Source organism: Pseudarthrobacter kochi, assembly GCF_055412805.1.
In genome coordinates, this window is record NZ_JBVAYV010000049.1 from 1 (window position 1) to 22,334 (window position 22,334).

Annotated in this window: 29 protein-coding genes and 3 pseudogenes; 16 read left to right on the forward strand and 16 right to left on the reverse strand. The window is 64.5% G+C overall.

The genetic code is table 11. The annotated features are described in order from the left end of the window. Positions 1–27: 27 nt before the first annotated feature. The 7 genes and pseudogenes from ACZY0Y_RS17325 to ACZY0Y_RS17355 form a co-directional block, all read right to left on the reverse strand. The gene (locus ACZY0Y_RS17325) at positions 28–1,638 is read right to left on the reverse strand and encodes a hypothetical protein (RefSeq protein ID WP_463959405.1); all 1,611 of its coding nucleotides are present in this window, start codon (positions 1,636–1,638) and stop codon (positions 28–30) included. Further along, positions 1,635–1,976, reverse strand: a complete 342-nt coding sequence (locus ACZY0Y_RS17330) for a tyrosine-type recombinase/integrase (RefSeq protein WP_463959437.1) — start codon at positions 1,974–1,976, stop codon at positions 1,635–1,637. Before ACZY0Y_RS17330 ends, ACZY0Y_RS17325 begins: the two co-directional genes overlap by 4 nt. 3 nt (positions 1,977–1,979) lie before the next feature. Then, entirely contained in the window at positions 1,980–2,555 is a 576-nt protein-coding gene (locus tag ACZY0Y_RS17335) for a hypothetical protein (protein WP_463959407.1), read from the reverse strand. Positions 2,556–2,920: 365 nt separating this feature from the next. Beyond that, positions 2,921–3,079, reverse strand: a pseudogene (locus ACZY0Y_RS17340) (nucleoside deaminase); the annotation flags it as partial. A gap of 366 nt (positions 3,080–3,445) precedes the next feature. Continuing rightward, complete coding sequence (locus tag ACZY0Y_RS17345) at positions 3,446–4,213, reverse strand: SCO1664 family protein (protein ID WP_463886551.1); 768 nt, start codon at positions 4,211–4,213, stop codon at positions 3,446–3,448. Further along, a complete protein-coding gene (locus tag ACZY0Y_RS17350; protein ID WP_463959409.1) occupies positions 4,213–4,767 on the reverse strand; it encodes a DUF3090 domain-containing protein in 555 nt (184 codons plus the stop codon). The genes ACZY0Y_RS17345 and ACZY0Y_RS17350 overlap by 1 nt, the downstream gene beginning before the upstream one ends. A 24-nt stretch (positions 4,768–4,791) precedes the next feature. Next, entirely contained in the window at positions 4,792–5,484 is a 693-nt protein-coding gene (locus tag ACZY0Y_RS17355; protein WP_463959411.1) for an MSMEG_4193 family putative phosphomutase, read from the reverse strand. A gap of 32 nt (positions 5,485–5,516) precedes the next feature. Here ACZY0Y_RS17355 and ACZY0Y_RS17360 point away from each other — a divergent pair, with 32 nt between their 5' ends. Both ACZY0Y_RS17360 and ACZY0Y_RS17365 read left to right on the forward strand, forming a co-directional pair. Further along, complete coding sequence (locus ACZY0Y_RS17360; protein ID WP_463959412.1) at positions 5,517–5,771, forward strand: hypothetical protein; 255 nt, start codon at positions 5,517–5,519, stop codon at positions 5,769–5,771. Positions 5,772–6,132: 361 nt separating this feature from the next. After that, on the forward strand, positions 6,133–6,333 hold the full coding sequence (locus tag ACZY0Y_RS17365; RefSeq protein ID WP_463959439.1) for a PLD nuclease N-terminal domain-containing protein: 201 nt from the start codon (positions 6,133–6,135) through the stop codon (positions 6,331–6,333). Between the two features lie 307 nt (positions 6,334–6,640). Here ACZY0Y_RS17365 and ACZY0Y_RS17370 read toward each other — a convergent pair whose 3' ends face one another. Next, a complete protein-coding gene (locus ACZY0Y_RS17370; RefSeq protein ID WP_463959414.1) occupies positions 6,641–7,036 on the reverse strand; it encodes an HsmA family protein in 396 nt (131 codons plus the stop codon). A gap of 207 nt (positions 7,037–7,243) precedes the next feature. On the opposite strand from ACZY0Y_RS17370, the gene ACZY0Y_RS17375 reads away from it, so the two are divergent. From ACZY0Y_RS17375 to ACZY0Y_RS17395, 5 genes and pseudogenes are all read left to right on the forward strand, one after another. Continuing rightward, positions 7,244–7,993, forward strand: coding sequence for a lytic transglycosylase domain-containing protein (locus ACZY0Y_RS17375; protein WP_463959416.1), 750 nt, complete (start codon positions 7,244–7,246; stop codon positions 7,991–7,993). A gap of 58 nt (positions 7,994–8,051) precedes the next feature. Beyond that, positions 8,052–8,711: pseudogene (locus tag ACZY0Y_RS17380) on the forward strand (dihydrofolate reductase family protein). Between the two features lie 487 nt (positions 8,712–9,198). After that, positions 9,199–9,585 carry a hypothetical protein gene (locus ACZY0Y_RS17385; protein ID WP_463959418.1) on the forward strand — a complete coding sequence of 129 codons (387 nt, stop codon included), beginning with the start codon at positions 9,199–9,201 and terminating at the stop codon, positions 9,583–9,585. A 44-nt stretch (positions 9,586–9,629) separates the two neighbouring features. Beyond that, positions 9,630–10,814, forward strand: coding sequence for a cation:proton antiporter (locus tag ACZY0Y_RS17390; RefSeq protein WP_463885900.1), 1,185 nt, complete (start codon positions 9,630–9,632; stop codon positions 10,812–10,814). Positions 10,815–10,927: 113 nt separating this feature from the next. Continuing rightward, positions 10,928–11,707 (forward strand): type 1 glutamine amidotransferase domain-containing protein, encoded by a 780-nt coding sequence (locus ACZY0Y_RS17395; RefSeq protein ID WP_463885902.1) that lies wholly within the window; start codon positions 10,928–10,930, stop codon positions 11,705–11,707. Positions 11,708–11,749: 42 nt separating this feature from the next. Here ACZY0Y_RS17395 and ACZY0Y_RS17400 read toward each other — a convergent pair whose 3' ends face one another. Continuing rightward, on the reverse strand, positions 11,750–12,277 hold the full coding sequence (locus tag ACZY0Y_RS17400) for a DUF427 domain-containing protein (protein ID WP_463959420.1): 528 nt from the start codon (positions 12,275–12,277) through the stop codon (positions 11,750–11,752). Between the two features lie 129 nt (positions 12,278–12,406). Between ACZY0Y_RS17400 and ACZY0Y_RS17405 the strand changes: the two genes are divergently transcribed. Then, positions 12,407–13,480 carry a DNA polymerase IV gene (locus ACZY0Y_RS17405; protein ID WP_463959422.1) on the forward strand — a complete coding sequence of 358 codons (1,074 nt, stop codon included), beginning with the start codon at positions 12,407–12,409 and terminating at the stop codon, positions 13,478–13,480. A 153-nt stretch (positions 13,481–13,633) separates the two neighbouring features. Here the strand turns inward: ACZY0Y_RS17405 and ACZY0Y_RS17410 are convergent, their stop codons facing one another. The 3 genes and pseudogenes from ACZY0Y_RS17410 to ACZY0Y_RS17420 form a co-directional block, all read right to left on the reverse strand. Further along, the gene (locus ACZY0Y_RS17410) at positions 13,634–14,329 is read right to left on the reverse strand and encodes an alpha/beta fold hydrolase (protein WP_463959424.1); all 696 of its coding nucleotides are present in this window, start codon (positions 14,327–14,329) and stop codon (positions 13,634–13,636) included. A gap of 88 nt (positions 14,330–14,417) precedes the next feature. Then, positions 14,418–14,846, reverse strand: a complete 429-nt coding sequence (locus tag ACZY0Y_RS17415; protein WP_463959426.1) for an isocitrate lyase/phosphoenolpyruvate mutase family protein — start codon at positions 14,844–14,846, stop codon at positions 14,418–14,420. A gap of 49 nt (positions 14,847–14,895) precedes the next feature. Continuing rightward, positions 14,896–14,985: pseudogene (locus ACZY0Y_RS17420) on the reverse strand (hypothetical protein); the annotation flags it as partial. Between the two features lie 195 nt (positions 14,986–15,180). Between ACZY0Y_RS17420 and ACZY0Y_RS17425 the strand changes: the two are divergent. Continuing rightward, on the forward strand, positions 15,181–15,645 hold the full coding sequence (locus ACZY0Y_RS17425) for a DUF8821 family protein (protein WP_463885910.1): 465 nt from the start codon (positions 15,181–15,183) through the stop codon (positions 15,643–15,645). A 314-nt stretch (positions 15,646–15,959) separates the two neighbouring features. On the opposite strand, the gene ACZY0Y_RS17430 is transcribed toward ACZY0Y_RS17425, so the two are convergent. The 3 genes from ACZY0Y_RS17430 to trxA all read right to left on the reverse strand — a co-directional run bounded on the left by ACZY0Y_RS17430 (position 15,960) and on the right by trxA (position 17,473). Further along, positions 15,960–16,160 carry an SRPBCC family protein gene (locus tag ACZY0Y_RS17430; protein ID WP_463959428.1) on the reverse strand — a complete coding sequence of 67 codons (201 nt, stop codon included), beginning with the start codon at positions 16,158–16,160 and terminating at the stop codon, positions 15,960–15,962. Positions 16,161–16,546: 386 nt separating this feature from the next. Beyond that, entirely contained in the window at positions 16,547–17,038 is a 492-nt protein-coding gene (locus tag ACZY0Y_RS17435; RefSeq protein ID WP_463885914.1) for an OsmC family protein, read from the reverse strand. A 69-nt stretch (positions 17,039–17,107) separates the two neighbouring features. Next, positions 17,108–17,473 (reverse strand): thioredoxin, encoded by a 366-nt coding sequence (gene trxA / locus ACZY0Y_RS17440; RefSeq protein WP_160666196.1) that lies wholly within the window; start codon positions 17,471–17,473, stop codon positions 17,108–17,110. 132 nt (positions 17,474–17,605) lie between these two features. On the opposite strand from trxA, the gene ACZY0Y_RS17445 reads away from it, so the two are divergent. The 7 genes from ACZY0Y_RS17445 to ACZY0Y_RS17475 all read left to right on the forward strand — a co-directional run bounded on the left by ACZY0Y_RS17445 (position 17,606) and on the right by ACZY0Y_RS17475 (position 21,433). Beyond that, positions 17,606–17,920, forward strand: a complete 315-nt coding sequence (locus ACZY0Y_RS17445) for a rhodanese-like domain-containing protein (protein ID WP_160666194.1) — start codon at positions 17,606–17,608, stop codon at positions 17,918–17,920. A gap of 2 nt (positions 17,921–17,922) precedes the next feature. Further along, a complete protein-coding gene (locus ACZY0Y_RS17450; RefSeq protein WP_463885918.1) occupies positions 17,923–18,252 on the forward strand; it encodes a metal-sensitive transcriptional regulator in 330 nt (109 codons plus the stop codon). 78 nt (positions 18,253–18,330) lie between these two features. After that, positions 18,331–18,633, forward strand: coding sequence for a rhodanese-like domain-containing protein (locus tag ACZY0Y_RS17455; RefSeq protein WP_463885920.1), 303 nt, complete (start codon positions 18,331–18,333; stop codon positions 18,631–18,633). Positions 18,634–18,790: 157 nt separating this feature from the next. Further along, positions 18,791–19,399: a rhodanese-like domain-containing protein gene (locus ACZY0Y_RS17460; protein ID WP_463959431.1), complete on the forward strand. Its 609-nt coding sequence runs from the start codon at positions 18,791–18,793 to the stop codon at positions 19,397–19,399. Further along, complete coding sequence (locus tag ACZY0Y_RS17465; protein ID WP_463885924.1) at positions 19,396–20,160, forward strand: sulfite exporter TauE/SafE family protein; 765 nt, start codon at positions 19,396–19,398, stop codon at positions 20,158–20,160. Before ACZY0Y_RS17460 ends, ACZY0Y_RS17465 begins: the two co-directional genes overlap by 4 nt. Before the next feature lie 273 nt (positions 20,161–20,433). Continuing rightward, the gene (locus tag ACZY0Y_RS17470) at positions 20,434–20,829 is read left to right on the forward strand and encodes a DUF7793 family protein (RefSeq protein WP_463959433.1); all 396 of its coding nucleotides are present in this window, start codon (positions 20,434–20,436) and stop codon (positions 20,827–20,829) included. Positions 20,830–20,998: 169 nt separating this feature from the next. Continuing rightward, the gene (locus ACZY0Y_RS17475) at positions 20,999–21,433 is read left to right on the forward strand and encodes a universal stress protein (protein WP_463959435.1); all 435 of its coding nucleotides are present in this window, start codon (positions 20,999–21,001) and stop codon (positions 21,431–21,433) included. A gap of 210 nt (positions 21,434–21,643) precedes the next feature. On the opposite strand, the gene ACZY0Y_RS17480 is transcribed toward ACZY0Y_RS17475, so the two are convergent. Beyond that, a partial coding sequence (locus tag ACZY0Y_RS17480; protein ID WP_463959436.1) for a rhodanese-like domain-containing protein occupies positions 21,644–22,334 on the reverse strand: 691 nt, incomplete at its 5' end.

The window sequence follows — 22,334 nt, forward strand, 5'->3', positions numbered from 1 at the left end:
TGCCGCCGGCCACCGCGATGGCCAATTTCAAGACAAAAAACCAGCCGCAAACCGTGGCTGCCTAACTGACAAGAAACCACCCGACTGTCTCACATCCTTGACACACCTCACGTCTTCGAGGGGGATCCGCAGGTCGTAGTCCAGGGAGAAGGACAGGGTGGTGTTTTCGAACAGGTCCGAGTTCTTCCGGGCGTAGTCGATCATGCCTGTCACGGTCGACCCGAGGAACCGTTTGTAGGAGTTGGCCAGGGGTTTCCCGTCGAGGCGTGTCATGCCGGCGAGGGCCTGTGCGAGCACCTTTCCGTGTTCGCGGGTCAGGTCCGATGTGCTGGTCGGCGGGGAAAGCTGCCGCGCCGTACATTGGACGATGAAGTCGGTGCACAGCCTTGCGGTGTGGGTGATGAGCGTCGTCGGGGAGGTCTCGGTGGTGGACCGTTCCAGGATCCAAAGCTTGGTCATGTGCCGGGCCCAGTCAAGCGGGATCGGCCGGAAATCGAGAATTGACATGGATCGCGCGGACGCACGCCTGTTCGACGAGGTCGTCAGCAGCCCGAAGGGGATGAGGTCCGACTGGAGCAGATCCCCCCGTGTGGACCATGGCACGTAGCGTTCCAACAGTCTTGCGCGAACCACCCGGAACATTGACCAGGCATTTACGGAACGGAGGATCCGTCCCTTTGCCAGGGCGTGGGTGTCGGCGTTCAGGAAGGATTTCGTTGCTTCCGGAAAGTCCATCGCCGATCGGATGAGCGCCTTGGTCGTCGGGATGTTGACCGGGAAGCCGATGCGGTCCTGATGCTGGAGGGACCACAGCAGTTCCGTGGCCAGTCCCGGGTGCCGCTGGCGCAATTGTCCAAGGCTGAGCTGGTACCCGCCGGGTCTCAAATCCGGGGCGTGGATCTCCCGGTAGCCGTCAGGTTCGAGGGAGACGACGGCTTCCCTTTCAAGATGCAGGGCCAGCCCGCCCGGGTCGCTGATCAGCTTGGCATGAAATCTGCAGATGCCCAGTTGGTTGGCGTGGTGCCGTTTGTAACCGCACCACGGAACTGCGCAGTACTCTGGCGGCGCAACCGGTTTGGCGGCTTGGGACGCGATCCAGGACTCGATGTCCTCGACGGTGTGGCGGGGCTGGTGTCCCAGGCACAGGGGAGGGAGCCGGTCCTTCTGCTGGTGCCATCGTTTCGGGTTCCCATCCGTCGTGGCCATCAAGGGCACGCCGAGGCCTTTGCTGCGGTTGGTGCAGTTCGTCACCGAGCACACGATCGGGACGATCCGGGATGCCCAGATCGTGTCCTGCAGCTCGGCCGCCCGGCCGATCCAGGACTCGACGCTCATGGAGCCCCTGCGTTCGGTATGCCGGATATGGCGGCCGGCGCAGATATTGCACAGTCCGTTGCGTCGTGTGAACGAAGGGCCATGGCAGCCGGGAAACCTGCACTCGTTGACCAGCGTGCCGACATGACCGGGGACTCCGGTGAAGACCCAGGCCTCGCTGTCCCATTCCTCCGGCCGCCAGTCGTCCCGGATTTCCCGGGCAAGCAGGTGCTGGAAGTCGGCAAGGTCCAGAGAGGGGTCGACCGGGTCTGCCGGCGCCCGGACTGGAACAACGCCGGTGGCGACTGGTTGTCCGCCGCTCATGAGGGCCCCGGCGATCCGCGGCGGACGCCTTCGATGGCGTCGCGAAGGTCCTGGTCGGTGGCGTGCTCATACACCAACTGGGATGCGGGGCTGCGGCGTCCGAGCAGTTCCTGAATGTCCCGCGCCGGCACACCGGCGCGTTTCCATCGCGTCGCCGCGGTATGCCGTGTCATGTGGGGGTTTACCCGGGCCCCGGCCCGGGTCGAGGCTCGATAGAACATCTTGACGGCATTGGAGTACTTCAACGCCTCCCCGGCATGGGACCGCGCGTACAGATTGACGAAGTCCATGGGGCTGTTGTCCTGGACCAGGCGGTCGATGCGGTCCTCGAGGTACAGGTGCTACAGAGTGCAGACCGTGGCGGTGACCGGGACTGCGCGTGGATTCGAGGATTTGGACAGCGCGTCGTTGGGATTCTGCCGCCGCCGAACGTGGATGTGCGGCCCTACAGACGCGCACCCGAGGGCGCGCGAGTCATGGAAGAGATGCAGGTCCTCTGTCCGCAGCCCCAGGGCCTCGCCGATCCGGACGCCCGTTTCGACCATCAGCGCAACCAGAAACCGATCACGCCGGTTGGTCACGGCCTCCAGTAATGACTCCTCACCGGGTTCATCGATCAGCTTTGGCGCTTCCTCAACTTCCTTCACCCGCACGGCCCGGGACCTCACCACTTGGCCCGGCAGTAGTCTGTCACCGGAATAGCCGTAAGCGATTCTGGTCTCGTAGAAACCCGCGGCCGTCTTCTCACTGATCAGATCACTGCGCGCGGCCCACATATAGAACTGGGTTAATGCCGCCGCGTACTGGTTGATCGTCTTCCCGCTCCGGTAGCGCGGCTCACGATATTCCGCGTTGTCGTCCGGGGCGGGCAACGCGGTGACTGCGAGTTCCCGGATGAAGCGGGAAACAACGGGCACGCCGTTCGTCCAGCCGGGCCGGACCGAGCCAGGTGAAGAAGGATGCCAGGCGCTGCGCGTGGGCCCGGATGGTGTTGGCGGACCGGGCAGAGCCCATCAGGTAATGAAGGTAGGCGCTGGCCTCAGGATGTAGCTCGTAGCTGGCGGCATCCACCACGGCCCAGGACGGGCCGCCAGCCTTGTGGATGACCCTGAAAGCGATCCAGCGCCGTGACATCGGGACGTTCAGGTGGGTGGTCGGGGGAAACGGAATCAGGGACTGCGCCATACGAACGTACCTCGCCAGGGGTAGATAATCCGTGCGTTTCGAGACGACCCTAGTTCAAAACTCACATGGCTGTGAACCCCATCTGAGGGCAGATAACGCCATGCTGGACACGCTGGTTGTGGCCGCTGGCAATGACGATCCCGCCGCGGGCCAAGGCAGCACCGATCGGGATGCCGCCCTCTCGAAGGCTCTTTTGTGCGGCCTCGTAGGCAGCTTCGAAGACCGGGTCTGTGATGGTTCGTTCAGTTTGGGACATGGGTGCAGTCTAAATCGCGCGTCGAAGTATTGTTGGTGGCCGCTGACGGCGGTGACGCCCAGGCTATGTGACCGGGGCCTAGCCAACGAAAACACCGGCCATGGCATCAGGCACCTGCCGGCCCCGCGCACCACGACTGGTGGCGATCCGAACCTGCCCGCTCACCAAATTTGGGCAGCGAATTCCCGGTGACAGTTGATGTCCCTTCCATCGCCCAGACCTTCGGAACAGAGGGTTGCCCGCCGGGTCCTGGCTCCTAGGAAAATCGCCAGCCGAGCTCGCGCTCTTGAGTGATTAGCTCCGTCGCCACCTTAAGATCCATGCCATCAACGTGACACAGCCTGCGAAGCCCTGGCCGTAATTCCCTTAGAACAGCGGCCAGGGCACCGCCGACATCTCACCGCTCGGAGCCGGAAACCGCCCTGCCAAGCGCAACCGGGCGCAGCGCGCGGCAAGCGATGCGATTTCTTCGGCGCTCAGCAAGTCCGCCAGGTTTCGGCCCAGCCCACCGTGCAGTCCTTCAATGACACGATCGATGCCGTCGCATTCCTCGGCGGTCAGAGCGTCTCCCCGCCATCCCCACAGCACCGTGCGCAGCTTGTGGTCACGGTGAAAGGTGAGCCCATGGTCCACGCCGTGCCGGTGTCCGTCCGTCATGGCAAGAATGTGGTCGCCTTTGCGGTCGGCGTTGTTGACCACCATGTCGAACACCGCCATGCGTCTGAGCGCTGGCGAGTCTTCGTGAACGAGGGCGACCATCCGTCCGTTCTCATCTCGTCCCTCGAGAACGTGTTTCCAGCCCGTCTCCGGCACGTGCTCCGTCGCGACCAGGTTCACGGCGCTTTGGGCGGGGTCTTGCTCCTGCCAGCGCTGCACCATTCCTTCGCCCATCGGACCATCGCGCAGCCAGGTCTGCGGCACGACGTCCCAGCCGAAGACCTGCGAGACCAAGTAGGCGGCCACCTCCCGGTGAGCCAGAGTGCCGTGGGGAAAATCCCACAGCGGACTTTCGCCTGCTATCGGCTTATAGACGACCACCGCGTCGCCGATTCCGCCCAGAAATGTAGCGTTTGAAGCCGTTGTGATGCGGCCGGTGAGCGTCAGCTCGGCGGTCACTAGGTCCGGCGCTGGCATCAGACCTCGGGAAGGGTGCAGATGTGCCCGTCGGCGTCCATGGGGTAACCGCAGAGTGAGCACGTCGGACGCCCGGCGCCCACGATCTCACGGGTGCGCTTGGCGAATGCGCGGGCGGTGCCGACCGGCATTCGCACCAGCAGCATTTCGGGCTCGTTAGCACCGTCCCCATCAAGCGATTCGTCGTTGTCATCAGCATCGACATCGGTGATGGGGTAAGCCTCTACTACGACCTGGGCCGTGGTTGGGTCCCAACCTAAGCTCATGGCGCCGGTGCGAAACTGCTCCTGAACGGCCTCGAGCTCGTCATTGTCGACAAGTTCAATGGGAGTACTCGAGGGAACGCTGAAAGGGTTGCCCTCGACGGTGATGAGCTGGTCGAGAATTTCGTCGATCTTCTCCGCGAGCAGAGCCGACTGCTGCTTCTCCAGGGCAATACTCACGATCTGCGCCCCTGCGCGCACCTGCAGGTAGAACGTGCGCGCCCCCGGAAGGCCAATGGTGCCAACGACGACCCGATCAGGCCAGGCAAACTCGTGAACACGTTTAGGCATGTCAGTATTTTAGGCACATATGGTTCATAGCGCCTTTTCCCCTGCACCGCCGCCCACCGGCGCATCGCCAGAGTGGATGCCGTTCGACAGCCACGACAGATCACCCGCGTCGGTGTTGGTCGCGTAGACGCTCGGCCGACTAGCGCCGTAGCGGACGATCGAGACGGAGGCGGGGCCCACGTTTATACGCTGGAACAGGTCAAGGTGCATGCCGAGCGCGTCGGCGAGGATGGACTTGATGATGTCACCGTGACTCACCGCCACCCACGCCGCCCCTGGCCCGTACTCGGCTTCGAATGCTGCATCGTGGCGTCGAATCGCTGCCACCGACCGAGCCTGCATCGCGGCCATGGATTCACCGCCGGGAAAGACGACGGCGGACGGTTGCGACTGCACAACCGGCCACAAATCCTCGGTCGCGAGATCACTGAGCGTGCGGCCCTGCCACTGGCCGTAATCGCACTCGGTGAGATCGAGATCGACCGGCGCGTACGGCGTGCCGGCCTGGCGATCCAGGATGAGCTGGGCGGTCTGCTGACAACGCTCAAGAGGGCTCGACACCACCCCGACTACGGGCACGGCCGCGAGCCGGTCTCCGGTCAGAGCCGCCTGGTCGCGCCCGATCTGGTCCAGGCTGACGCCGACGGCCCGACCGGCCAGCAGTCCAGTGGCATTGGCTGTGGTGCGGCCGTGCCGCACGAGAATAACTGTCGCCATCCACCCAGCCTAACCACCCGCTCGACGGCGGTGTGAACCGCACCGGGTCGCGCGTCGAACAGGCAGATACAGCACTGGCGGAACCCTTCCAGCACGCCGACGCGCTCAAAGCCGCCCAGACGGACTCGGCAAGCATTGACCAGCTCATGGCCGACGCAGCAAAACCGGAAGAACCGGCACGGCCAGAACCCCCGGCCGAAGTCGACCCCCGCATGGAGGACGTCTCGTACCCGCCCGCGTCGGATCCAGTAGTTCCCGCCCTCTCAGTGCGGGTCGTGTGCCATTGAGACGAGCTGGAGTGCCGCGCTTAGGGCACGTTCACCGGGGCAGTTTTTCAGGCAGGTCATACGGGAATCGAGTTCCTGCACTGCGGCTTTCTCGAAGGGGGAGGCATGAAGGAGGCGAGCCGGCCGGTGGGGGACCGGCTTTCGGGACGCTTCCCAGCTCGATTGAGGAGACCACTTACAGAACGTTGGCGAGGAGCTTAAGGCTGCCGCGGCGCCATGGCTGTTGCGCTGTTGTTATTTCCGGATGGTGCCAAGAGCTGGCGATATGGTTGAGCATCAGTAGCCGCACTATCGTGGGGGAAAAATGATACTGGCGCTCTCTACATCGGAAGCAAATCCACTGGTGCCGTCCTGGGGCATCATGGGATTCCCGCTGATCCTGAACGCAATCCTGTTCATTGCGGCGCTCGTGAGCACTGCGCGCAATAGGACTCATACCACTGGCGGTACGGTCGTCTGGGCCCTCATCGTTCTTGCGGTACCGGTACTTGGCTCGGTCCTGTGGTTCTTGGTTGGGCGCAGAGAAACTACCAGTTCTCGTCTTCGTGATCAAGCGAGATAGCGGGCCTGCGGGGGCCTTTCTTGTTGGTGGCCACTTCTCCTTTCGTGTTTGGGTGGCGTTGTCGCTGGTTTTGTGTTCATGGCGGGGAGGGTCGCTCACTGCATGACCGGACGCTGGCTGGGGGAGCGTTGCTGCCTTGGCTGGATTGCATTCTTTGCTGTCACGACTGTTCAAGGCGACGTTCCGGGATAAGTGCATGACCGTGTGCGACTTGTTGACGGGTTCTGCTGGGCCCCTGGCAGGTTGCTTTGCCCCATTGTGCGGCCGAGCTTCGTGCGATGCGATGGCGTGAGTACGGCGGCCGCACTCAGGCCAGGCTGGTGCCTATGGCTCCGGTGAAATAGGGGACGAGCCAGATGACCCAGACGAGAAGTGAAAACTTGTGGAAGCGTTTCTTCTCGACATCGCGATTACGCAGCAACACGATGACGGCCCAGCCTAAATGGATCAACATGAGCAGCAATGCGGCTGCCCCGGTGACGGCCATCACGGCATTGAGGCCCGCGCCGATTCCACCGGGCCGAACTTCGCTTGATGCCGCGAGTTGAGTCATCAGGTACGTTCCGCTGGCGTCGCAGATCAGGCCGAATGCAAAGAATCCCGCATGCCACCACTTCAGAACGCGTTGGCGATGCTCCGACCATACGCCGATCGAGTAAAAGACCAGAGCTGAGGTGATGAGGATGATCGCAGGCAAGAGCATGTCTCGAGACTACGGGTGCAACGATCTCTCAGGATCATCCAGAAGGTTGATGCGGGGATGCCAGTGTAGGAAGCTCCGGTGCCTGCCATCTGGCTGGTACTTCACATCCGTTCATTGCCTGCGTCGTTGAGGACGACATGACGGAACGGTGGGATGTCGTAGTGCCTATGGAGCGTTCGGTGTCAGGTTGGATGGTTTGATTAGTCCGTGCTCCGTCTAAAACGCCTTGTGGTTTTCAGCCTGCTCGCGGTTTGCGCCATCGCCGCATTCTCGTTCTGGGCAGTCCGGCAGCCCGGCGTCGACGCTCGTGGGGCCCTTGCTCCGCCGCCGCGGGCCGTAGCGAGGCTTGATACGTTCTCCACCGGCATCACTTCCGCTGTGAACGTGACCCCGAGCCCGGATGCCCAGTGGCTCATCCGGGCTGCCGCGCAAACCGGGATCCCTGCCCGCGCGCTCCGGGCCTACGTTGCTGCGGCAGCCACGGCCAACGATTCCGCTCCGATGTGCGGGATCGGCTGGAACACCGTGGCCGCCGTCGGCTTCGTCGAATCAGCGCACGGAACCTACGGCGGCGGCAGCCTCAACACCGCAGGGCAGGCGAGCGGCCCCATTGTGGGCCCGAGCCTCAACGGCGCCGGATTTGCCGCCATCGCCGACACCGACGCCGGTGCCCTGGACGGCGACGACCGCTGGGACCATGCCGTCGGACCCATGCAGTTCATTCCCTCCACCTGGCAGCTTGCAGGGCGGGACGGGAACGGGGACGGAACAGCGGACCCGTTCAATATCGACGACGCCGCCCTCAGCGCGGCGACCTATCTCTGCGCCCGCGGCCGTGACCTCTTAACCGCGCAAGGATGGACCGACGCCATCTACTCCTACAACCAGTCCGATCCTTACATTCGCCAGGTGCGTGCCCAAGCCACCGCATACGCCGCGAAGACGGGCACCTCTTGAGTGGTTGGGTTCGATCACCATAAAGTGATTGCGAACGACAAGCACTTCAGGAGATGACATGTCCCTCGTCCGCGTGCATAACTTCTCGGTCTCCCTCGACGGCTTCGGCGCCGGTGAGGGCCAGTAACTCGACGCTCCGTTCGGTCACGCAGGCTCACGGCTGGTGGAGTGGGCTTTCGAGGCGCGCACCTTCCGCGAGATGGGCATCCACGGGGAGTCGGACGGATCCTTCGGCGTCGACGAGGCGTTCGCCAGCACGTGGGGGCCCGGGATCGGCGTGGAGATCATGGGGCGCAACAAGTTCGGCCCTCAACGCGGTCCGTGGGAGGACGAGGAATGGAAGGGATGGTGGGGCGATATCCCTGTCTTCCACACCCCTGTCGTTGTTCTGACACACCATCCCCGGCCGGTACTCGAAATGGAAGGAGGAACAACCTTCCATTTCGTTGACGCTGACCCCGTCTCCGCGCTCAAGCAGGCCCGCGCCCTGGCCGGTGACCTCGACGTCCGGATCGGTGGCGGCGTCAGCACGGTTCGACAGTTCCTCGAGGCCGATCTGATCGACCACATGCACATCGTCCTTGTGCCGATCGTCCTGGGCCGGGGCGAACGGCTCTGGGATGGACTCGAAGGACTCGAGCAACGCTTTGAAATCGAAGCGACCCCTTCTCCATTCGGAGTTCTCCATCTGATCTTCACTCGTCGCACGGCCCGGTAGGCGATGGGCGCCGGCATGAAGTCCACTATCAGTTGCCTGTTGTCGGTAGGCCCATGCTTGGTGGTGATGCACCGGTTGGCGATCCAGGCCGTGCCACGCCGCAGCGCAGCGCGGCGCGCCACGGCGATGGCGATACTGACTTCTGTTCACCGAGCGGGAGCCTTTGCACTCGACCAGGGGAAGGCTTCGGGTGAAGTTGACCAAGTCAATTAGGGCCGTGCTCCCAATGAGTACCGGCAATCAGGTACTCATTGGGAGTGCGACTTGCTGGCAGGTGAATCAGCGGTGGTAATCGAAGTAGCCGGCCCCACTTGCAGACGTTCCGTAGTAGGTGCATCCGGTGGTCAGGTAGCCCTGAGTTTAAGCCGGGCCCGGCTTCTGACCGGGGCCATCTGGCATGCCTCAGTTTGCTCATCGATCGGCTGTTTCGAGACGTCCACACGCCACAGCAGCGCCGCCGTTGACCGCGTGCAACGGCGTGAGTACTGTGAGTCCACTATCCATCTACGCCGTGGAGGCAGCAATGGGAGGAAATTCCAAGAGCAGCACTGATTCCGAAGTCATGACCGACTGGCGGGTCCCGTGGGCCTCCATTGCCGGGTCGCTCTTGGTCGCCCCAATCCAGCATCGCAAGGCGAAGGACATTCTCCGGGCTGCGAGGCTGGTGCTGCTGCCCGAGGACAACGCCCACGTGGCCTCTGATCTGACGAAGATCAAGGAAGGCAAGAAGCTCTCGCCCATCCTGATGGTCAGGGTCGACCTGGCCCGGGGCATTCCCGCGCATGGAACCGATGGCTACCACCGGGTGTGCGCAAGCTACTACACGGACGAAAACACCGACATTCCACTCAAACTGGCTGACGCGCCCCGGTAGCGTAGCCTCCGTAAGCCAACCGCAATGCCGGCAGAAGGAGGGACGTGTCGTTCTATCAGCTTTCGCTGATCGCCGCCGTCGCTCTCCTCGGGCCGCTGCTGGCGCTTCCCAAGAAATGGCACCTTCCCGTGGTGGCGGGGGAGTTGCTGGCTGGTATCGCCATCGGGCACACGGGTCTGGACCTGGTGGATTCCTCGGATCCCACGTTCACCTTTGTGGCCGACGTCGGGTTCGCCCTCATCATGTTCGTCGCCGGGACGCATGTCCCGGTGCGGGACGCAGCCATCCGTCCCGCCCTGGGTGGCGGCGCCCTGCGTGCCGGCATCGCCGCGGTACTTGCGGGCGCCGTCGGAATCGTCATTGCCTTTGTCTTTGGAACCGGGCATGCACCCCTATACATCGTTCTGCTCGCTTCCTCTTCGGCAGCCTTGGTCCTGCCGATCGTCGATTCGCTGCGGTTGACGGGTCCAAAGGTCCTGATGACAACGGCACAGGTTGCGGTGGCGGACGTCGCCTGCATTGTGGCGCTTCCGCTTGCTGTTGACCCACCCAATGCGCCGAGGGCAGCCCTCGGGGCAGCGCTCGTCGGGGGCAGCGCGGCGGTTTTGTTCTTTGTGCTTCGCTGGCTGGAGCGCGGCGGCACGCGCGGCCGGGTGCATGACGTGTCCGAGGACCGGAAGTTCGCCCTGGAGTTGAGGATCCAACTTGCGCTGCTCTTCGCCCTCTCCGGGCTTGCCGTCGCGGGCCATGTGTCCATCATGCTGGCCGGGTTCTCCTTCGGCCTGGTGGTCGCAGCGGTGGGCGAACCCCGGCGGCTGGCTCATCAACTCTTCGCCGTCAATGATGGCTTTCTTGGGCCGGTGTTCTTTGTCTGGCTGGGAGCATCGCTCGATCTTCGCGACCTTGCGGGAAGCCCCAGAATGATTCTCCTTGGGATTTTCCTTGGCCTGGGAACCCTCCTGGTCCATGGAAGCCTGCGGCTACTCGGCCAGCCTCTGCCGCTTGCGGTGCTTGCAGCGTCCCAGTTGGGAGTGCCGGTTGCCGCCGCCACTATCGGCTCCCAATTGCAGTTGCTGGGACCGGGAGAAGCTGCAGCCATAATCCTCGGTGCACTCATCAGCATCGGGGCAAGTACCATTGCGGGTGCCCGGGCGGCACGCACGTTTTCGCGGTCCGCCGCGGCACAGGCGGACAAGCCATCTGAGGGCGGCCCGACCGTCGGTGGGTAGTTCGCTTAAGCCACATGGCGACGAGGCGCAGGCGACGACCACCGTCTAAGACGGGGCGGGAGGACCTGAATTGGGCTGGGCGTAGGGTGGAAGTTAGACGAAAGGAACACTTCATGAAGAAAATCCTCATGGTACTGACCAGCGTTTCCGAGATCGGCGATACCGGAGAGAAGACCGGCTACAACGTGGCCGAAGCTGCACATCCCTGGAAGGTCTTCAAGGATTCCGGGCATTTCGTTGACTTCGCGTCCATCCAGGGCGGCCAGCCCCCGAGCGACGAGGTGGACTCGGAAGATCCCGTCCAGGTTGCCTTCACGGAGGACGAGGCCACTCGCGCCGGTCTCTACAACACTGCCCGTGTCGACGTCGTCGATCCGGACCAGTACGACGCCGTTTATCTCGTGGGCGGCCACGGCACCATGTGGGACTTCCCGGACAGCGAAGGCCTGCAGAATCTGGTAGCCAGCGTCTACAGCGCCGGTGGCTTGGTGGGCGCGGTCTGCCACGGACCGGCCGGGCTGTTGAACGTGGAATTGGAGAACGGGCTTCGCCTTGTCGAGGGCCGGAAGGTGGCCGCCTTCACCAACGACGAGGAGGTTGCCGCAGGGAAGGACAAGGTCATCCCGTTCTTTTTGGCAGACCGACTGGAGGAACAGGGCGCCACCCACGTCTTCGCCGATGTCTTTGAGGCGAAGGTCGTAGTTGACGACCGGCTGGTGACCGGCCAGAACCCGGCCTCAGCCGCCGGCGTGGCCAAGGAGATGGAGAAGCTCTTCGCGGAGGTTATCCACCAGGAAAAAGCCGAGGAACAGCACGAGACGGAGGCTCTGCGCGCCGAGAAGGACGCCGAGAAGAACGCCAGGAAGGCTGCTGCGGCAGGCACCGAGCACTAACGCCCGCAGCGCACTCAAACTGGTGGCGCACGAGCGATGTGCTCACCACCCGGCCGTGCCCGGGCCACCCTTGAACGGACCAACGATCTGCCCCGTGATCCAGCCGCCGTAGAAGTCGCCTTCCTGGAAGGCCACCTGCTCGCCGTTGACCTCGCAGGAGTCCATGTGACCCGGATAGAGGGCCACACGGGTACTGAGTGCCTCGAAACCCCGGGTGGGTGCCGGGTAGGTCCACCCGGCACGGGGAACGACGACTCCGCCGGCAACGACGTCGAAGTAGTGCGCTTCTCCCTTGAACTCGCAGAAGGTGCTGCCCTCGACCGGGACGAGTACACCGGCAGGGAATGAGTCCAATGGCAAGTAGTAGACAGGCGGATGACTCGTCTCCAGGACGCGCACTGCATCGGTGGTGTCGGCAATCACCTGTCCGCCAAGCCGCACGATAACCCGTTCGGATCGCGGCTCGACCCTTGGCGGCCGCGGGTAGTCCCACACCGATTCTTGACCGGCCTTGGGTTTGATGGGCTGGGGACGCCGGAAGACGCCGGGAAGACCTTGGGGAGGAGTCATATCTCCATGCTGTCATCTTCTGCTGGGATGCCACAGTGAACGCCGGGGGAGGTCCCGGTTGGTACATGTAGCGGCCAAGGCGGGTGTAAGGCCGATGCTTGCCGGGGCTGTTTAGTGCAGACTGGTGGCGTGAGCGGAATCCGGTGGGTGCTGCACGTCGATCTCGACCAGTTCATCGCGGCGGTCGAAGTGCTCCGGCGGCCGGAGCTTGCGGGCAGGCCGATCATTGTCGGCGGCCGGGGCGACCCCACGGAACGAGCTGTGGTGTCGACCGCATCCTACGAAGCCCGGGCGTTCGGTGTGGGTTCCGGAATGCCCTTGCGCATTGCGGCCCGAAAAGTGCCCGAGGCCGTGATCCTGCCCGTCGATCAGGAGGCCTACCTCGCGGCGTCTGAAACGGTCATGGCTACCTTGCGCGCACAGCCCGGTGCCACCGTGCAGGTGCTGGGTTGGGATGAAGCCTTTGTAGGCGTTGAGACGGAGAATCCGGAGGCCTACGCCCGGCAGGTGCAGGCCGCTGTCCTGGAGCGGACGCTGCTGCATTGCAGCGTGGGCATCGGCGACACCCTGGTCCGGGCCAAGGTCGCCACCGGTTTCGGCAAGCCGGCCGGGGTCTTCCGTCTCACTGCCGGGAACTGGCTCGAGGTCATGGGCAGCCGGCCCACCAGGGACCTGTGGGGTGTCGGAACCAAAGTGTCGGGGCGGCTGGCCAAACTCGGCATCAACACAGTCGCCGAGCTCGCCGCGTCCGACCCCCAGGACCTGGTCCCGGAGTTCGGCCCCAGGATGGGTCCTTGGTATGCGGAGCTCGGACGCGGGGACGGCGCCAGCGTTGTGGACGACACCCCCTGGGTTGCCCGCGGGCACAGCCGGGAGACCACCTTCCAGCGCGACCTGACCGGGCCCGCCCAAGTGGACGGCGCCGTGCGGGAGCTGGCGGCGCGTGTCCTTGAGGATGTTGTGGCCGAAGGACGGCCCGTGGTTGGGCTGACCCTGAAGGTTCGGTACGCGCCGTTCGTCACCACGACCCACGCGAGGAAGATTCCCGAGACATTCGACCGGAACGAAATCCTCGCGCAGGCCCTGGACCTCGCAGCCGCAATCGAAGCGGGCCGTCCGATCCGGCTCCTGGGCCTGCGGGCAGAAATGGCAATGCCCGACGGTGCCCGAAAGGGACATACACCGACGCGCGGTGGCTGGTGACGGCGTCGTACAGTGCTCCGCCGCAGCGTTTGCCCGAGCCTTTGGGCAAAGGTGGTCACTTTTCGTCCGGGCGAGCCCGGTCAAGCCAATCACCGAGCAACGCGGCGAGGAGCTCGGGCCGCTCGTGCATGAGTGCATGGCCCGCGCCTTCCACTACTGCGAGGGTGGCGTGCGGGTAGCGCTTGAGCAGGTCCACTGCGTCGGTGTACCTAACGATCGAATCGCGTCGTCCGGCTGCGACCAGGGTCGGCCCCGGGAAGGTGCCCGACCCGACGCCGACCGTCCATTCGGCGAAGATTCGGCCCAGCCCCGTCGCGTCGACGAGCGTTGTGCCCGGCACGACCTGGCTGCGGTAGCGGCGGGCGGTGGCCGGTGTGCGCACGACGAAGTACTCATCGAACCCCTGCCGTTGCTCAGGTTCGAGTTCGTCGTACGCGTTATCGTCCTGATAAACCACCCGATGGTCGGGCACATTTTGTGCCCGCTCGGCGACGGGGCATAGCAGGGCCAGGGCGCGGACGATGTCTGGCCGCTGTGAGGCCATGCCGCGCGCAAGATATATGCGCCGTAGGAATGCCCCAGCAGCATCATCGGTCCGGACTGCAGGCGATCAATGAAGTCAGCGATGAGTGCGACAACATCGTCGTTGCAACCCAGGTTGCCGGTTGTGGAGTGACCCATCCCTGGCAGATCCGGATAGATCCGCCGGTATCCCGGGCCGGGGACGACGGCCTCGATCGCCGCCTCGATCTCTCGGTGATCCACACCGGCGCCGTGAAGCGCAACAAGCGGCACTCCGCCACCGTGCTCGACGTAATGAATCAGGACGTCGTTGATCCGTCGCTCCATGTCAACATCGTATTGATCGATTCGTGGCAGCAACACCACCCCGGACTATGTGGCCGCCCGGGGGCCCGATGGGCGCCGGCTGAAGGCTTCAAGGCGTGATTGCATCTCCCAGTAGGGAGTGGCGACCGGGGACAAAGATGCCGTCCGCTCCGGCATCGGCGTAGGCAGAGGCGCGCAGCAGGACGGCATCCACAGTGGCCTGTTCGCCGAACCATATGTTGTCCACCCGGGTGTTGACGAACATTGCCGGGCTGCGTCGCTTGACGGCGGCAACCTTCCCGGCAAAGGCTGCTGGATCGACCAGGTGCCCGGCTGTGCTGTCCTCCAGGTTGACCCCGGCCACGCCCAGGTCAGCCAGCTGGGCCACAGTTTCTGCGACCTCGACGGGATCATCGGAGTAGCCGTCTTCGATGTCCGCCGTGACGTGGACCGGCAGGCGGCACAGCTGCGCCACCAGTGCGGCGGTTACCGCCTTGCTGGACCGGCCGCCGTCGGGCAGGCCGGCTACTTGCCGCAATACCAAAGCTGGTGGTGCCGACGGCCGGGAATCCTGCTGTCGCAAATGCCAAAGCGGATCCGACGTCCCAGGCATTGGGGAGCAGGAGTGGCGACGCAGTGTTGTGGAGATCCCGAAAAGTCGCCATTTTCATTCCCATCCTCGGCCAACCGCGTAGGTGAATACCTTTGCAGTCTACAAACGCCGCTGGACGGTGCAAGGGAGGGACGTTACTCAAGACAAGGCAGGCGTCCGGTTCGACGTCGGCGTCAGGCGGGTGTCTTGGAATTCGATCACGTAGGCGAGGCGCGTCGTCGCGTTATCGTTGGTCCAACACATCTCATCAGGAGGGCGCATGCCATACGTTGTTGACTTCGCGAACGTTTCTACTGCCGGCCTGGAATCGTCTCCGGTCGCAGGGGCGCTCGCTGGGTTACGCGCCAACGAGGGACGCTACTACCGCAACAAGTACGACCACGTCTTCACCGTCAGCCCGGCAAGCGAAGTTCCGGAGGTGGTCGACCGGGTGAGCCGCATCCTAAGGGATGAACGCGACATCATCATCGGCTCCCGCCCGCTCGAAGCAACCGCCTTCGAAGTCGACGGTTTGCGGATGGATTACGTGTTTTACGAGTCGGGGCTGTCGGTCAACGTCATGTACAGCATCGAGGGCGGCGGGAAGCGGGCGGTCGGATTCAAACTCGCCGAAGGTATGGAGATTCCGGAGGAACTGGCATCACGTTTCAAGTTCGCCCGCCAGAAATCAAAGCTGGCAGGCATCATCCGCGGTTCCTACTTCGTGATCAAGGGCGAGTACTGACCAGCTGACCTTCCTCGCCAAGGGCCGCCCCGGGGCTTCCGGCGCGCGTTCACATTGCGCAGATCGCCTCGGATGCTGTCAGTTGCGGGGGTCTCCAGGTATTTCTTGAGGGCTTTCCAGTTGTTGTGTTCCTGTCGGCTGCCCGGGGCCCGCACCAGCGGGGTGACGAGGCGCAGGGCGCCGCGAGGGCGCAGTCTCCAGATCCAAGTGAGCCTGGTCTGGTTTCCCTCGGCCGCAAAGGCGAGTTCGCCTTCGATGTCCATCCCCGCAGTTCGGCTGAGAGAGTTCAGCACCTGGGGGCGGTTGAATCCCGTCTATTCGATGGCCACAGTCGTGCTTGTCGGCCCCTTCATGCCGGCGGTGAACCGTGTTCCGACGCCCACGGGTCCCGGGGTGAGCTGGTCTGCCCGGAGCATGTTCGGGTTGTACAGCGGTTCGTTGCATTCATTGGCGACGAAGTCGAACACCGCCACTCTGGGGGCCTCGATGAGGATCTCACCGGTGATCGGTCTCATGGCTGCGTTCCTTCATGCATTTGGGTTGTGGGGCCTCGTTCGGCAGGCGGATCTTTATCACGCGCATGTTTCGAACTGGGACACGTCTTAGGCACAGGCGTTGGCGCTGGGGGAGAAGGCCATGGTCTGGCTGGACACAGGCCGCCAGGCGCCAACATCGAGTTCATTGTGAATTAGCTCCTGCGTCTGCGCAAGACCTGCACCGTCACTTGGCACGCGCTCGCGGGAGTTCCGTTTGAGATTTCGAAGAGCTTCACGGGATTAACCGTGGTGGGCATCCTGCTTGCCCCTGCTCTGCCCGGTTCCCCGGAAAGTGCTGCGCGGCGCATCGGACGTTTGGCTCCCGGCCGTTCACTCCGTTTCCTCAGCTGGCCGGCAGGATTCCGTCAACCAACATCTTCAATGTCGTTCGGGGTGCCAGCGAAGACCACTGAGATCTCAGGAGCTGCCATCAGTGAGTTGTGCACGGTGCAGTGCGAGGCGACGGCGAGCAGGGCCCCGCGCCGCTCCTCGGGCATGCCGGCGGGGGTGGTGAGCCGCACCTCGATCCGGGCGACGCGTGCGGGGCGCGAGCCCATTCGGAAATCCGCCTCGACGGCCAGTCCCTCGGTGGGCAGGTCGTGCCGGCGCAGGTATCGGCGGGCGTAGAACGCGACACAGCCTGCGAGGCTGGCAATGAACAGCTCCGTCGGCGTCGGGCCGGTGTCCTCCCCGCCATCGCTGGCCGGCTGGTCGGTCCTGATGACGTGGCCGCGGACACTGATGTCAAAGCGGTCACCGCCCAGGTGCACGACCCGTACCGACTCGATATCGTCGGTCAGATGGCCCGCGGCAGGCGTTGTGCCGCCCGACGCCGTGATGGCTGGTTCGCTGCTCATATGTACTCCTCGATCCCTTGGGTGGGCATACCCCCGGGCCCCGTTCCGGGCTCCGGTGGTTTCTTTTTGCTACGAAGCCGGGGCCGTCGCCACTTTCGCCCGGACCTCGTCCATATCCAGTGCTTTGATGCCGGTGATGAGCTGCTCCAGCCCGGCCGCGTTCATCGCACCCGGCTGGGAGAAGACGAGGATCCCGTCCCGGAATGCCATCAGGGTGGGGATGGAGGTGATGCGGGCGGCAGCGGAGAGGCCGGGCTCGGCTTCGGTGTCCACCTTCGCGAAGAGGACGTCCGGATGGTTGTCCGATGCCTTGCTGAAAGTCGGGGCGAACATCCGGCAGGGGCCGCACCAGGCTGCCCAGAAGTCCACCAGTACGATGTCGTTGCCGGTGATGGTGTCGTTAAAGGTCTTTTCGGAAATGTCGATGGTTGCCATATGAGCAGAATATACCCCCTGGGGTATTAGTGCAATCGACCGACGCCGGTTTGCATTTATACCCCCAGGGGTATCATGATGGAAGGGAGGACGCCCGCCCGGGCTCCCCGGACATCGTGAAAGGACACCAGCATGAAGAGCATCTCAGTGAACGATCTGGCTGCGCTCGGGCCTGAGGCATCCATCATCGACGTCCGGGAAGAAGAAGAGTACTCGGAGGCCTGCGTCCCGGGGACCAGGAATATTCCGCTGTCGCGTTTTCAGCAGTCCCTCGGTGACATCCCGATCGGGCGGACCGTCTATGTGATGTGCGCCTCCGGCGGCCGCAGCTCACGCGCCACGGCGCACCTCACGGCGGACGGCTACGACGCGGTGAACGTCATGGGCGGCATCACGGAATGGTATCGCAACGGACACCCCGTCAACTACCAGGCCGGCGGCAAGTGAGCATGTCCTCCACCGCCAGCTTCCCGCAGCTCCAACCCGGCCCGGATCCCGGCATCCGCCGCACGGTGAACCGTCTCAAGCGCGCCCAGGGGCAGCTCACTGCCCTGATTGCCGCCGTCGAGTCCGGCGCTGACTGCCGGAATGTCGTCACCCAGCTGACCGCGGTCCGCGGAGCTCTGGACAAAGCCGGATTCGAACTGATCTCGACGGCGATGCGCGACTGCCTCGCAGAGCCTGCGGACCTCCCCGCCTCAGGTACGGTTCGGCCTGAGGATGCGGGCAGGAACCTCACGTTGGCGGAAATCCGCGCACTTTTCCTGCGCCTGACGTAGAACGGGCCCCCGTTCCTGAGAAACCCGAAGACCCCTTTTTTGCAGCTCAACAGCCCAGTCCACCGAAAGGTCCAGCACATGGAAATCACCCCCCAGCAGCTCGCCGAACAGCTCAAGAGCGGCAGCGACGCCCAGATTGTGGATGTCCGCGAATCGGCTGAAGTCGCCGAAGGCATGATCCCCGGCGCCAGGCACATTGCCCTTGGCGACCTGTCCGGCCGCTTCAACGACCTGGACAAGTCCCGGCCCGTCATCGCCGTGTGCCGCAGCGGACGCCGCAGTGCAGCAGCCGCGGACCAGCTCACGGCCGCAGGTTTCACCGCCTACACCGTGCCCGGCGGCATGCTCGACTGGTCAGCTTCGGGCTTCCCCGTCAGCTGACCCCCTAGACTGCCCGGGCGGCATACCCCCCAACTGCCGCCCGGGCTTCCACCTGCCCGGGCCGTGTCCTTGACACGGGGAACCGGGCGGTGGGCGGCAGCTTCGCGCAAACGCGGATCCGCCACGAGAAATGCTCCAAGATATACCGAAAGAGACTATGACTTCCCTGAAGACGACCAACGCCCATGATTCCGCCCCCCAGTCCATCGATGCGTCGACCCTGAAAGCCTGGGAAGACAACCACGACGATCTGATGATCATCGACGTGCGCGGTGGTGCCGAGTTCGATTCCCTGCACATCAAGGGCTCGTATCATGTCCCGCTGCCCATGCTCAGTGAACACACTGAAGAGTTCGCGGCCAAAATGGGCACCCGCGTGGTCCTGGTCTGCCAGTCCGGCAACCGGGCCGAGCAGGCCCGCAAACACCTGGACTCCGTCGGCCTGGCCAGCGCCAGTGTCCTGTCCGGGGGAGTCCCCGCCTACGCGGCCGCCGGCGGCAACGTGGTCCGCGGCCGTGGCACCTGGGCCCTGGAACGCCAGGTCCGGATGACCGCGGGCTCCCTGGTCCTCGCCAGCATCGTCACGTCGAAACTCGTCTCGCCCAAATTCGGCCTGGTTGCCGGCGGCATTGGCGCAGGGCTGACGTTCTCCGCCGCGACCAACAGCTGTGCCATGGGTCAGATGCTCTCCAAGATGCCGTGGAACCGCTCCGCCAACGAGCCCACCGCCCACCAGGCCCTGCAGAACCTGGACGCCCGGGCATGATCCTTTCCGCGGCGGCGTTCGGGCTGATCGTCGGCGGCCTGCTGGGCCTGGTCGGAGGCGGCGGGTCAATTCTTGCCGTGCCCGCCCTGGTCTATGGCGTAGGGCTGCCGCTTGCCGCGGCAATCCCGACGTCACTGGTCGTCGTCGGCGCCTCTTCCGCCGTCGCGGTGCTGCCCCGGCTGCGGACCGGGGTGAACTGGAGACTGGCGCTGATCATCGGCGCTGCAGGCACCGCCACCGCGTACCTCGGCGCGATGGTCAACCGGCTCCTGGACCCTAAGATCCTGCTCCTGGCTTTCGCCGCGATCATGGTCTTCGCCGGCATCCGGATGCTGATGCCCTCCACCTCCGCGGGAGGCTCCTGCGCGCTGCCCGGAGGCGGGGTCAACTGGCGCAACTGCCTCCCCAAGGCAATCGCGACCGGCGCCGTCGTCGGGTTCCTGACCGGCCTGCTCGGTGTCGGCGGCGGCTTCCTGATCGTCCCGGCGCTCACCCTGGTTCTCGGGCTTCCGATGGCGGTGACAGTGGGGACGTCACTGGTGATCATCGTGATCAATTCGGCCGCCGGCTTCGCCGCCCACGTGGGTGACCTGCAGATCGACTGGGCCGTCACGGCAGCCTTCGCCGGAACGGCGATGGTCGCCTCGCTCGCGGCCGGGCGGATCGGCAGCAGGATCCCGGACAAGGCACTCAAGCGCGGCTTTGGCATCCTGGTGCTGGTGATCGCCGCCTACGTCGCCGTGCAGGCGCTCCTCTCCTGAGTGTGCCTGCAAGGGAAAGAAGAAAGCGCCGGAGGACATGTCCTCCGGCGCTTTCCTGTTCCTCAACGCCCGTGCCGGGCGAGTCGACCTACTATCCGAACAGCTTCGCCAAGAAACACTTGCCGGCCGACTTCTCCTGCTCGTGCCCACGGCAACGCTGGGAGGCCGGGACCCCGCGCATCAACCAAGTTAACGTGCTGGCTGCAGCCAGTCCGGCGTGCCGGGGCGGCTAAAGCCTTCGAAAGGCTAGCGTGTCGTGCCTAGGGGGATGTCGTGGAAGAAATCCTGATTGCAGGCGGGAAAGGGCGGCTCGGTGTCAGCGGGGCAGGGTTTCTTCACCTGTTCTGGAGGCCCGGTTCACTGGTCGACCTTGACGACGCCATGAAGTCCATCGAGAAGTTGCAGAGCCTGAGCGCCGGCCGGGCGTTGCCTCTCCTGGTCGAAATCTCTGATGTGACCATGAGTGCCGCTGCGAGGGGCGCCTTTGAACGCGCCAGGGCCGTCTCGGCTGTGGCTATGGTGGGATCCACCGTCGTCGACAAGGTTGTGGCGGCCGCCCTGGGACGGCACGGCTTCTGTCCGCACGCCAACTTCACCTCGCGCGCGGAGGCAACTGAATGGCTGGTTAGTCTCGCCTCGTCACGGGGCCGTGGGCTGCGCCAGGCATAGCGTCTCCGCTCTCTGATGAGCCAGGGGTGCGAGGCGTCGTCACCACGTCCGCCTCCGGCACGAAGATCCTCTTGATTCCCCTGCGTATCGGGAGGATTGTTGGCCTTGCCGGACGACGTAGTGCCGCGAAGACGCGGTTTCCATAGCGGGAGGCACAATGGCGGCAGGAATGGTATTTCGGATTGTTGTCGGCGTCGACGGGTCGGACTCTGCGCTGGAGGCTCTTGACTGGGCCCTTGAAGAAGCGCGGCTGCGGTCAGGGGAGGTTTACGTTGTCACAGCCTGGCACTACCCCGTCATAGGTGACGCCGCCGGCAGGGCTGAGGACCATGAATCATTCGGAGACAATGCCCGGAGTGTGCACGCTGACGCTTTGCAGCGGTCATCCGCAGCCAGGGTTCCGGTCACCGGTGAAGTGAGGGAGGGCCATCCCGCCGAAGTGCTCCTGAAAGCTGCTGCGGGGGCGGATCTCCTGGTGGTCGGATCGCGTGGCCATGGCGGCTTCGCCGGAATGCTGCTGGGCTCGGTATCCGGCCATGCGGTGCACCATGCCCATTGCCCGGTGCTGGTCGTCCGCAGCAGCGCGGATACAATCCAACGCTGAGCGCCGGTGCCCGAGCCTCAAAGGCTCACATCCGCGCAGGCAACCCGACTGCTGGAAACCATCGGCCCCAACGTGGTTCCCCTGAAACATACCGGCCTCCCGGGTGGCGGGCCAACAGCTAAGGTCGGCTGGCTGGCACAGTAAGGGCGGCGGACCGTTTGCCGGTCCGTCGCCCTCACGGTCATTCAATCACTTCAGATGGTGCCTGGATCAGTTGCTGGCAATGGATGCCAGGGGTTGCCGGGTTGCCCAGGCGGCGTAGCTGCCGTCGAGTTCGACGACGTCGTAGCCGGCGCGGCGCAGCGCGCTGGCCGCGACGGAGTTCCGGACGCCGCTTTGGCAGTAGCTCACGATGGTGCCTTCGGTGGGGAGCTCGTCCAGGTGCCACATCACGCGGCCGCCGCTGAGCTGGTGGGAGCCGGGGATGTGTCCGGCGGCGTGTTCGGTGCGGTTCCGGACGTCCAGGACCATGGCGGCGTCGAAGCCGTCGAGGTCCTCGGGCTGGATCAGCTTGGGGACGCTGACGGGCAGGCCCGCGAAGCCGGTGACGTAGCCGGCGACGTTGTCGATGCCGACGCGGACCAGGTGGTCCCACATTTGGTGCGCGGCGGACTGGTCCGGGGCCAGGAGCACGAGCGGGTTCTTGTCGGTTTCCGGGTTCACCACCCAGGCGCCGAAGCTGGCGACGGATTTGCCGGCCGGGACGTTGAGGGAGCCGGTGACGGTGCCTTCGTGGACCTGGTCGTTGGCGCGGGTGTCGATGAACGTCACCGTGTCCGCGGCGAGGTCCTTCGCGACGGCGGCGAGGTCGAGTTCGGCCAGCGGGGCGCGTTCGCCCATGACGGCCGGGCCCTGCCGGTTTTCGCGCTTCATCCGGCCGAAGTACGCGTGCGCGTCGGGC